This window comes from Robertmurraya mesotrionivorans (genome assembly GCF_050971805.1).
Lineage (GTDB): Bacteria > Bacillota > Bacilli > Bacillales > Cytobacillaceae > Robertmurraya_A.
This window is the reverse complement of record NZ_JBPCCH010000004.1, coordinates 250,585-261,949: the sequence shown is the minus strand read 5'-3', so window position 1 is coordinate 261,949 and position 11,365 is coordinate 250,585. Positions and strand designations below refer to the sequence as shown.

The 11,365-nt window shown below is 40.7% G+C and carries 10 protein-coding genes; 2 read left to right on the top strand and 8 right to left on the bottom strand.

Annotated elements, in window-relative coordinates; genetic code table 11:
• Positions 1–117: 117 nt before the first annotated feature.
• The 8 genes from ACRX5O_RS09785 to ACRX5O_RS09750 all read right to left on the bottom strand — a co-directional run bounded on the left by ACRX5O_RS09785 (position 118) and on the right by ACRX5O_RS09750 (position 9,407).
• Positions 118–1,326, bottom strand: a complete 1,209-nt coding sequence (locus ACRX5O_RS09785) for a glycosyltransferase family 4 protein (protein ID WP_433905762.1) — start codon at positions 1,324–1,326, stop codon at positions 118–120.
• A 176-nt stretch (positions 1,327–1,502) separates the two neighbouring features.
• Entirely contained in the window at positions 1,503–2,012 is a 510-nt protein-coding gene (locus ACRX5O_RS09780; protein ID WP_433905761.1) for a (2Fe-2S)-binding protein, read from the bottom strand.
• Entirely contained in the window at positions 2,003–4,276 is a 2,274-nt protein-coding gene (gene pucD, locus ACRX5O_RS09775) for a xanthine dehydrogenase subunit D (protein ID WP_433905760.1), read from the bottom strand. Before pucD ends, ACRX5O_RS09780 begins: the two co-directional genes overlap by 10 nt.
• A 12-nt stretch (positions 4,277–4,288) precedes the next feature.
• The gene (locus ACRX5O_RS09770) at positions 4,289–5,146 is read right to left on the bottom strand and encodes an FAD binding domain-containing protein (RefSeq protein WP_433905759.1); all 858 of its coding nucleotides are present in this window, start codon (positions 5,144–5,146) and stop codon (positions 4,289–4,291) included.
• A complete protein-coding gene (locus ACRX5O_RS09765) occupies positions 5,143–5,760 on the bottom strand; it encodes a nucleotidyltransferase family protein (protein ID WP_433905758.1) in 618 nt (205 codons plus the stop codon). Before ACRX5O_RS09765 ends, ACRX5O_RS09770 begins: the two co-directional genes overlap by 4 nt.
• A complete protein-coding gene (locus ACRX5O_RS09760) occupies positions 5,720–6,793 on the bottom strand; it encodes an XdhC family protein (protein ID WP_433905757.1) in 1,074 nt (357 codons plus the stop codon). Before ACRX5O_RS09760 ends, ACRX5O_RS09765 begins: the two co-directional genes overlap by 41 nt.
• A gap of 961 nt (positions 6,794–7,754) precedes the next feature.
• Positions 7,755–8,978: an MFS transporter gene (locus ACRX5O_RS09755; RefSeq protein ID WP_433905756.1), complete on the bottom strand. Its 1,224-nt coding sequence runs from the start codon at positions 8,976–8,978 to the stop codon at positions 7,755–7,757.
• A 15-nt stretch (positions 8,979–8,993) separates the two neighbouring features.
• A complete protein-coding gene (locus ACRX5O_RS09750; protein WP_433905755.1) occupies positions 8,994–9,407 on the bottom strand; it encodes a MarR family winged helix-turn-helix transcriptional regulator in 414 nt (137 codons plus the stop codon).
• A 179-nt stretch (positions 9,408–9,586) separates the two neighbouring features.
• Between ACRX5O_RS09750 and ACRX5O_RS09745 the strand changes: the two genes are divergently transcribed.
• Together ACRX5O_RS09745 and ACRX5O_RS09740 are read left to right on the top strand one after the other, a co-directional pair.
• On the top strand, positions 9,587–10,501 hold the full coding sequence (locus tag ACRX5O_RS09745) for an ABC transporter ATP-binding protein (RefSeq protein ID WP_433905754.1): 915 nt from the start codon (positions 9,587–9,589) through the stop codon (positions 10,499–10,501).
• The gene (locus tag ACRX5O_RS09740) at positions 10,488–11,324 is read left to right on the top strand and encodes an ABC transporter permease subunit (RefSeq protein ID WP_433905753.1); all 837 of its coding nucleotides are present in this window, start codon (positions 10,488–10,490) and stop codon (positions 11,322–11,324) included. The genes ACRX5O_RS09745 and ACRX5O_RS09740 overlap by 14 nt, the downstream gene beginning before the upstream one ends.
• Positions 11,325–11,365: the final 41 nt, after the last annotated feature.

The window sequence follows — 11,365 nt, the reverse complement described above, 5'->3', positions numbered from 1 at the left end:
CATTTTTTCTGAGTTAATGACCTTCATCCACTCTATGAACGTCATTTCCCTCCATTTTTTCTGAGTTAATGATCTTCATCCACCTTATGAACGTCATTTCCCTCCATTTTTTCTGAGTTAACGTCCTTCATTGACACTATTAAGATCGCTTCCACATGATTTTAGTATCGTTCTTCGATATTTAGCAATTTCCTGCTGATAGATTTGTTCAACCTTCATGGCAAACGATTCTGAAGAGTATTCACATGCTGCTTTCGCTCTTGCATGATTACTTAAACGACGATACACCTCTTCCTCACTTAGCATCATGTAAAGTTTTTCATCAAACTCTTCAAAGCTTGAGTATTGCCACCCATTTACCCCATCTGTAATCACATCATCTAAACAGCTATCCTTCCGACAAAGGGCAGGAAGTCCATTTGCTAATGCCTCAACATACGTTAGGCCTTGAGTTTCACTATTTGAAGCACTAACAAACACATCCCCCAGTTGGTAATAAGCAGAAATTTCTGTGGGAGAGATCATTCCCACAAATATCACATGATTACGAATTCCCAAAGTTTTTGCGTATTGCTCCAGGCTCTCCCGATTTGGTCCATCACCAACAATCACCAGCGTCACGTTTTTTTGCTCTGTTTTTGATAGATAAAATAGTATTTCCTCGAGGTTCTTTTCTTTTGCTAAACGACCAACCGCTAAAAGCACCTTATGATGATTAGGGATACCAATTCTCATACGAAGAGTTTGCTTTTCTTGGTCATGGATGGGTCTGGTTATTCTAGCTAAATTGATCCCTGTAGGTACCACCTGAATGGGTCGAGTCACTCCATATTCGAGCAGAATGGAGCGAACTTTATTCGTAGGGGCAATCACGCAGTGAGTGTGGTTCAAGACTTTTCTGGTAAAAAGCGCAACCATGGCTCTGCCCCACTTTTTGTTGGGAGAAAAATAATGCGTATAGTCCTCGTAAACTGTATGATATGTATGCACAATCGGAATTCCCCGTTTCCTTGCTAGTTGTCGTGCCATTAAAAAAGTACTGAATTCACAGTGAGAGTGGATAATATCCGGCTGCCAGTCAACCAACTCGTCAAGATATTCCGTATCTGTGCGCCAAGCAAACCTTGCTCCAGGGTACAACTTACCCGCACCAAGTGACCTAATATAAGTAACATGGTCCCGCCTATAAGAGCGTTTTGTCATAGATAAAGTTAGGATTCTCACCTCATGTCCTAGTCCCCTTAGTTCTTTTTCCAAAGTCATGACAGAAGTTACTACCCCATTTATGATAGGTGCATAGCACTCCGTTGTTAGTAGGATTTTCATATTTAGCCACCTTTGCTCGTTTTTTACACACGGACAAACTTGAGTCTAAATAAAATAAAAAACACCTTTCATACTATCCATTTAGTATAAAAAAGTGTTTTAAACGAGACTTTGGAGAATTGTAAAATATACTTAAAGATTTATATAAATAAATAGAGGACCCTATTGAAGGACCCTCATATTGCTTGATTATTGCTTGAAATCGCCTTTTTGACAGCTCGTATAATTCCACCATACCCTGTACAGCGACAAAGGTTCCCAGATAGAGCTTCCTGGATTTGCTCGTCTGATGGAGAAGGATTTGTAGCTAACAAGGCATTTACCGCCATCACCATTCCAGGTGTGCAATATCCACATTGAAAACCACCCTCTTCTAAAAATGCACGTTGAATAGGATCCAATTCTTCTCCTGCCAGGCCTTCAATCGTAACTATAGAAGCGTCATTTGCCTGATAAGCCATGACTAGGCATGAATTAACTAACTGATTGTTCATTTGGACCGCACAAGCTCCGCAACGGCCAACTTCACACGAAATTTTCGTACCAGTGAGGTTTAATTCTTCCCGCAAAATGGTGACAAGCCTTTTCGTAGGGGGAACCTGTAATACAACATTTGTTCCATTGATGGTTAAAGAAAGCTCCATTTTGGGAGGAGTCATGATTTCTGCCTGTTCTTTCATATCCATCGCTTATCCCCTCTAGCAGACATTTGCTCTAGTAAAAACTCCCTTGATACAGGTAGCTTATTTACCCAACACCCCGTTGCATCATGGATAGCCTTCACAATCGCTGGAGCAACTGCTATTGTACCAATCTCTCCCACTCCACGCGGGCCATATATATCCCCCTCTTGAAGCTTCTCGATTGCTTCCACATTCAAGACGAACGGCACATCTTTGATGGTAGGGATTAGATAGGTATCAAAATTATCATTTACGTACGCTCCATTTTCCATCTTTGCTTCTTCCATCAAACTGTAGCCTAGGGCCATAATCCCCCCTCCTTCAATTTGTCCCTGATAACCTAGCAAACTAACAACAGGACCAGCTGCTATTGCTTGATCTAAATCAAGTACCTTTATCTTTCCTGTTAATAGGTCTACCTCCACCCGTGCTAACACAGAAGAGAACGCATATAAGAAATGACTTCCGTCTACAACGGCATCAGGGCTTACCGGAAAATTAAAGGAAGTTTCTACTTTTAAAAGTGGTTCGTTTAACGTTTTCTCCGCTAATTCGGCATACGAGACACATAGATTTCCATCATTTAGCCAAATTCCATTTGGTCCCATAGTCAGTTCAGTAACTGGTAAATCGGTTACTCTCGATGCCCTCGCCAAAATCTCGCCTCGAAATGTTTCCTTCATTCTTTGAATCGAATTCCACACCATACTTGTTGCACGAGAGGCTGTTGACGATCCCGATATCGGTACGGAATCTGTATCTCCGACAACAATACGTATATCATTTTCCATACATTTAAACTCTTCCATGACTAACGTTTCAATGACAGCTAGTAAACCTTGCCCACACTCTTCGAAACCGAAAGCAGCTTCTATTTTCCCCTCTTTAGTAAAAGAAAGTCGTCCACCTGCTGGGTCGATTCGACCGACACCTAATCCCCCACCGTGAATGGAAATGGCCACTCCAGTTCCTGTTACCTTCCACTGATCTGACAAATGACTTTCGTTTGTATTTTCAACCACTTTCTCCTTTATTGCCTCTAAGACATCTCTAGCGCCACTAGTTGGAGCAATTTTTTGTCCTAAGGGTCCAGGACTATCCACTTGTCTTAAGTTTTTTTCACGAAATTCAATAGGATCCAACTGCAATTTTTCAGCTAAACGGTCGATTTGGCCTTCGAGTGCAAACGTCACTTGATTCCCACCAAACCCTCTAAATTCACCTGCCACACCATTATTCGTAAAAACGGACAAACCTTCTATTTCAATGTTCGGAATCACGTAGGGACCAGGAGCATGCTCTACAGAAAAATCCAAAACTGCGGGACCTAGTGTGGCATAAGCTCCCGTATCAGCTATAATCTTCACCTTATGTGAAAGTATTTTCCCCGAATCATCTACACCAGTTTTCATCGTTATTTTCATCGGATGTCGCTTTAGCCCTGCGCGAACCGATTCTCTCCTCGTTTGATGAATTTTAACAGGACAGTTTGTTGCAAGTGCCAGCAATGCCCCATATGGTTGAATGTTTAATTCATCTTTCCCCCCAAAGGATCCCCCCATCGGACTCGATACAATCCGGATGTCAGACTCATTCATATTTAAGATTCTTGCCAGCTGATAGCGATCTTTGAACCCATGCTGTGTACCAACATAGACCGTTAATTTCCCGTCAGCTTCAGGGACAATCACTCCACCTTCTGTCTCCATATAAGCATGCATTTGTCTTGGAAGTTCATATGTTTCCTCTACAATATGGGAGCATGACTGAAATCCTTCCTCCACATCTCCTTTTGAATAATAGGCACGGTGGAGTAGATTTCCATCGGGATGAAGCTTTGGTGCATCAGGATGAAGGGCTTCTTCAGGTTCAACAATGACCGGAAGCTTCTTATATTTCACCTGAATGAGCTGCAACGCTTCATCAGCAATTTCTATCGTGTCTGCAGCCACAGCAGCGATTGCATCCCCAACATAGCGAACTCGATCCTCACATAGTACAGGCTGGTCAGGAAATAAGAGTCCAAACCCGTTTAACCCTGGAACGTCCTCATAAGTGACAATCGCTCTTACCCCAGGAAGCTGCTTTGCCTGGTGAACGGAAATAGATTGTATTTCTGCATGAGGTTCCGTACTTCTTAAAATCTTTCCGTATAACATCCCTGGAAACGATAAGTCGGTTAAATATTTTAGTGCACCAGTCACTTTTCCTGGACCGTCAGGACGTATCTTCTTTTTCTTATCAAACAAGCTTGTGTGTATCGCCATGGGCCCCCTCCTTTATGTAGCTAGCCTAGCAATCTCTGAAACCACCCAATTGGCGGCTACTGATTTTTTATATATTGCAGTAGAAAACATGTCTGTAGAAGGAGTAAATTCTTCTTCTATTGTTTGGAAGACCGTCTGTAATTGGTCGTTCGTAAGTGAAGAACCTTCTAATAATTGCTCACATTCATATAATCGTTGAGGCTGAGTTGTACTGCCACTTACAGCCAATCGAACGGCTGATATCTCCCTTTTTTCATTAAGATTGAACATTCCTGCCACCGTCACAACACTCGGGGTAAATGCCTCACGATGACATAGCTTCTTATAAAAAAAACACTTCGTTTGATCATCTGGCACATGGACAGAGATAATAAGCGATTGATTGTTATTTTTTATATATTCATATAATGGTTGAAGATGAACTAAGTTACCGTCATACACGGAAAGGACGGCATCCATTGCTAGTAAGGCAGGAATCATATCGCCAAACCCATTAGCGATGTTACCACCGATCGTCGCTATGTTTCGGACAGCAGGTGCAGCAATATTTCTAGCGGCCTCCACAAGAAGAGGATGGAAGAGTTCCTTGTTTTGACGACAGATGTCTAAGGTAATGCCCGCACCAAGACGAGTATACGATTGGCCATTTAGAAGTTCCTTCCCCCAGCCTTTTACCTCATTCATTCGATCTAAACTAATTAAATACGAAGGACAATCGAGTCCTTTCGCCCAATGGGTTTGCATAAGAGTTCCGCCAGCAATAAACGAAGCGGTTTCCCCAAACTTTTCTTTTAGGTCCCAAGCCTCCTCAAGTGACGTAGGCATCCAAACTTCCGTATCAAATAGCGAAGTTGTTCCTTGTCTAATCATCTCCATTCACCTCCAAGTACTCGTTCATAATCTTCCTTCGTATCAATATCATAAAAGTCTCGAGTATTTGAGAACTCTACAAACATTCCTTCTAACTCCTTAAAAATCTTTCTTGCCCCAACATCTCCCTGCAGTTTCATCAACTTAGGAATTACTTGTTGTGAAAAGATGACAGGTGGTCTAGGGATTCCTTTGTAACAGGCAGCTACGAAATCTTGCTCGTCAGCACTGATATAAGTTGTGATTATCTTATCTATGGTAGCCTTCGACAAATAAGGCTGATCCGCTAGAAGAACCATGATTCCTTTTGGATTCACACTCATTGCTGAAAGTAATCCTCGTTGCAATGAATGCGCCTGCCCTTTCTCCGCATCATTACATACCACATGAGACCATTGACTAGAATAAGGAGAACAGAACAGAGAGGGATCAACCCATTCGAGGGAGTCTTCTTTTTTTGAAACAACAAGGACATGTTCTAGTGAGGAAGATATTGCTGTACGTAGAGCGGAGCTTCCTATGGTACAAGTAGAGAGTGGAAGAGAAAGCTTGTTTTTCCCCATTCTGCTACTCTTACCCGCAGCAAGATATATGGCGATGATTCCATTCTTCATGGCGAATTCCCTCTTTGCTTTTTTTCCGTTGTTGAATTAATTCGGCAACGATACTAACTGCAATTTCCTCTGGTCCCTCTGCTCCAATGGATAATCCAATTGGACTTTTTACATGGGGTGGAATGTCATTTCCTTCTAGCAATCGCTGTGTCCTGTTTTTAGAACCAAGTACGCCTAAATACCTTATCTCTTTGGTAAGCAAGTACTGTAAATATTCTTTGTCTCTCTGAAAATTGTGGGAAACGACGATTGCTGAATCTGTAGGGTGAAAAGTTAATTTTTCTAAGCTCTCCTCCGGAAATCCAACAATCAGTTGATCTGCCTTCGGGAACAATTCTTTATCGCATAACGCCGGACGCCAATCCGATACAATTACTTTAAATCCTGTTTTAGAAGCCAAATCAACTAATGGAATGACATCCTCCCCCGCTCCGAAAATCATGAGTCGCGGTTTTGGTTCAAAGGTATGGATATATAAATTTGAAGCTAACTCGGAGGAATACAGTGTTCCGCTTTTTTGGGGCATTAAATGATAATTCTTTAAAAGACTTTTAGCTAATAAAACATTCCTACCCGTCCAGCTCCCAAAGATAGTTCCATCCTCGGTCATAAACAGGCAAGAGGATGCAGATAAATGTTCATCTAATTGTTTGATCATCGTCACTCTATTCCCAAGTGCTAGATGATTTTTTAAAATATTGAGATGTTCTAAAAACTGATCGTCTATCGGTTCGAGTAAGACTGTAATGATTCCATTGCAGCCTGCTCCTTGACCCCATGAAAAATCATCTTCCGCTTGCATATGATAAACAATGGTTTGGGGCTCACTTGTTCCAAACAATCCTTTTACTCGATACTCGAGATCGGTTTCTAGACAGCCTGCACTGAGGATGCCAGACCTTGACCCATTTTTATGGAACAACATAGATGTTCCTTCTTTTCTATAGGCGGAGCCCTCCACTCGGATGATCGTCGCAAGAACCCCCTCATTAGAAGTTGAAATCATCTGTAGAATGTCATGGATTGCTTCCATCCGTGCCCCTCCTCGAATTTTCATATAATTCAGTGTATTTATGAATCATAACAAAATAAAAAGTAAAAATGTATATTTTTGTAAGGTAATCTAACCTAGAAAGTGAAAATGGGCCAAATATAAACAAACCAGATCTTTTCTTAATAACTGGTTTGTAAAGGATAACTATGCAAGTTTATAGAGTTGCTGAGGAATAATGTATTTAAGGCGTTCAGCTCTAAGGTCAATGTCTTATTCGGTCTCAATTTTAGCTTCTTAACTGACTCCTGTCTGAATGAGCCGTTTATTCAGACTCAATGATTGTTTTCGAGCTCTATGTTGTCTCAATCCACCTCTCATTCGGACTCTTGTTCCTTTTCTGCTCTGGTTCCTGTCTGAATGAACTCTTTATTCGGACTCTACAATGGTTTTCGAACTCTAACCTGTCTCAATCACCCTCTCATTCGGACTCTGGTTCCACTTCTGCTCTGGTTCCTGTCTGAATGAGCCCTCTATTCGGACTCTACAATGGTTTTCGAACTCTAACCTGTCTCAATCACCCGCTCATTCGGACTCTGGTTCCACTTCTGCTCTGGTTCCTGTCTGAATGAGCCCTCTATTCGGACTCTACAATGGTTTTCGAACTCTAACCTGTCTCAATCACCCGCTCATTCGGACTCTGGTTCCACTTCTGCTCTGGTTCCTGTCTGAATGAGCCCTCTATTCGGACTCTACAATGGTTTTCGAACTCTAAACTGTCTCAATCACCCGCTCATTCGGACTCTGGTTCCACTTCTGCTCTGGTTCCTGTCTGAATGAACTCTTTATTCGGACTCTACAATGGTTTTCAAGCTCTAACCTGTCTCAATCACCCGCTCATTCAGACAAAACTACATTTTCCATGACCTCTCTTGTCGGAATGACCATACAAAAAAAGACTCGGATAAAAATCCGAGTCCACTCTTCCCCAAAAAGCACCGAACTAATTAGCCCGCTTATTCAATTCTGTATTATAGGTCGCTTCCCCATTCTTGCTGAAGGATTTCCTCAAATTAAAGTAGATGTATACAGCCATTCCTGCCAATACATAAAACGATCCGTAAAAGTACAATTGGCTGAATGAGATTCCTGTTGCTATGACACCTACGATATAGGATCCGAGTCCAATTCCCGCATCAAATACAGACAAGAAAGTTGCTGTTGCCATGGCTCTTCGTTTCGGTGGTGCAGACTGTATCGCGATGGTTTGAAAGGTTGGAAACAAAGTACCCCAACCAAGGCCGATAAAAGCAGCTGCAAGTAAAAAGATGAAACCTGAAGATGCTTGACTGAGGATGAACAAACCAATGGAAAAAAGAATAATCCCAGGAAACACAATGATATTTGCCCCGAATTGATCAAACCATCTGCCAGTAAAGGGACGCGACACTAAAAGGACAAAAGCATAAACGACGAAGAAAAAGCTTGCGACATGACCTAAATGAATCTCATTTGCATACACAGAGATAAACGAGATGATCGACGAATAGACAATGGCAAAGAATGCACCTGTTATGGCAATCGGTAATGCTGTTTTTTCAAAGAGAGAGCCTGTTGTAAACTTCGTTGGTTCCTTTGAGGTTTCCCTTCGCTCCTTCGTTTTTGATAATAAGAAACCTGCAACTAATCCACCTAATGAAGCAACAAGGGCAATCATAAGCATCACATTAATGCCACCACTTTGCATGGAAGTTAGCCCGAGGTAAGGACCAATGACCATTGCTAGTGCCGAGGATAAGATAAAATATCCCATCCCTTCTCCTCTTCTTCTTTCAGGGATAATATCAGCTACGATCGAACCTGCAGCAGTGGTTGCCATCCCAAAGCTGATTCCATGTATCAGCCTTACCGTTAGCAGTTGGGGAACACTATTTGAGAAAAAGTAAAAAAGGGTGGTAGCAAGAAATAATAGTAATGAAGTGATTAATATGATTCTACCGCCATATTTTTCAATTAATTTACCTGAAAAGGGGCGTATAATGATGGCTGCTAGAAGAAAAGCGGTGGTAAGTAAACCAGCTGAGGATTTGGATGCCCCCAAGTCGTTAACGACGTAAACTGGTAATGTTACTAAGAGAAAATAAAAGCTCATAAATAAAAAGAAATTGCTGGCTGAAACCGCAATAAAGTTTCTGGTCCACAATTTTGTTTGTGTTGTATCATCCAAGATGTTCACAACTCCCTATAATTTTTTTAGCCATTCGGTCACAATGACTCGCAGTTCCTTTTGGTCATGTTCTGAAAGACCGCTAATGATTTGATTATTCACATCCATAACGGCTTGCTCCCAGACCGGATAGCTTGTGATTGCCTTTTCGGTTAGGCCAATGTATTTTTTACGTCGGTCTTCTCCTTCGATTTGTTCAATAAGCCCTAGTTTTTGAAGCTTCTGAATGGTTCTTGTCATCGGTGGAGCTTCAATGGCTAAATAATGGCATAGCTCTTTTTGTGTCATAGATCCTTTTTCCTTAAGCACAAATAAAACTGACCACTGAGAGCTATAGATTTCATACGGTTCTAACGCCGCATTTACTCTTTTGGTCAGGTTCCTTGAAAGCTGATGGATGCTATGAAACAGCTCATGTCTTTCCTGCATCTAATTACCTCTCCTTAACTATCATAATACTATTATATCACAAATTAGTTACCTAGGTAAGTAATTTATGATAAAAAGGCGCTCCGTGGAGACGAAGTGCCTTGTGTAATGGTTTTTAGTGATATAATTACCTTAATAATGGAAATTCACCATTACTAGGAAAAAGGGGGATAAAAAGATTGGTTCCAATTATTCAAGTAGAAGGAATACAAAAACAATTTGATGCTCGGCCCGTCTTACATGATGTTTCTTTCACGGTCAATAAAGGCGATATTGTCGGGTTGCTAGGACCAAATGGCAGTGGGAAGACGACCATAATTCGATTATTAAATGGAGTCATCGAAGCCACAGCGGGGCAGATACTCGTTAACAATTGGGATCCACATACACAAGGTCATGAGATTCGAAAAATCAGTGGTATATTAACTGATGGAGCAGGTCTTTATCACGAAATGAGTGGTGTTGATAATCTTAGATTCTTCGGAAAACTTTACGGAGTAAATGATGAGAAGAGGATACAACAATTACTCGAGGATTTTCTACTGGCTGACCATCAGCAGAAAAAAGTGGGTACTTATAGCACAGGAATGAAACGCAGATTAGGAATCATAAAAGCCATCTTACATAACCCGACCATCTTGTTCTTAGATGAACCTACAAATGGATTGGATCCAGAAGGTATTCAAATGGTACTTCAAAATATCCATACACTAAACAAGCAATATGGAACCACGATCTTCCTTTGCTCTCATATTCTGCATCAGATTGAAAGCGTTTGTACACAATATTTATTTTTGGATCATGGTACCATTATTGAGTCTGGTACCAAATCAGAATTAGAAACAAAATACATCAAAGAAATCTCTGTAAAAATTGAAACAAACGCGGTTGTAAACGAACTAAATCCTCTATATAAAGTAGTCAAACAGGAAGGCTCTTTTATCACCTTTATCTTGCAAACAAAGGACCAACTGCCAAGATTATTAGAGGAGATATTGAAAAAACAATTCTGGATTCATCATGTTGAGATTCAAAATAGAGATTTAGAGAGTTTGTATTTTCAGATCAGAGGTGGGAAAAATGAAGATAAATAGGCAACTCGTCTGGACAATAGCTTTGAAAGATATTAAGGGCATAACGAGTAATAAACAAGTGCTCATCGGTCTGATCATCCTGCCTTTGATTTTTGCGGTCATTTTTCCCGCTGCACTTATTTTACTTATTATTTTTGTTCCTCTCACCTCTTCTGATATAGAGGTGATGACAAACACCATTTTATCTGGCCTGCCTAACGGAGAAATTAAAGACAGGATTAACGCGTTACCATCGTTTAACCATCAAATCATTTATGTGGTTGTAAACTATTTGTTAGGTTCTATGTTTCTACTTATTCCCGTAATCAATTCCATGATGATTGCTCTTAATAGTTTTGTTGGGGAAAAGGAAAGAGGCACCTTAGAGAGCCTGTTATTTGCACCGATCACAGTAAAGGAATTGTTTTTTGGAAAGGTACTTTCCGCTTTTGTACCAACCATGGTTTTAACAATCGGCAGCTTTGTCATTTTTGGTATCATTACGACTGTCATTACATATCCAATCTTTGATGGTTTTATTTTTCCAAATGCAAACTGGATATTACTAGTATTTTGGTTATCACCAATCATTACCCTATTTACCATTTTAATAGAGGTATTAGTGTCAGCCAGGTCAAAAAGCTTTCAGGAAGCCCAGCAAATCGGTGGACTGGTCATTCTTCCTATTGTTGGTTTATTCGTAGGTCAAGCGACAGGAATGTTAATTATTAGTCCGATCATCCTTCTTTTAGTTGGCCTTTTCTTATTGATGATCAACGTACTGCTGCTCTACTTAATATCCAAATATAATAACCGAAACACCTTATTCGAAAGCCAAGTGTAACATATGAAAGAGGTACAGACGTGAACCATAAGTCTGTACCT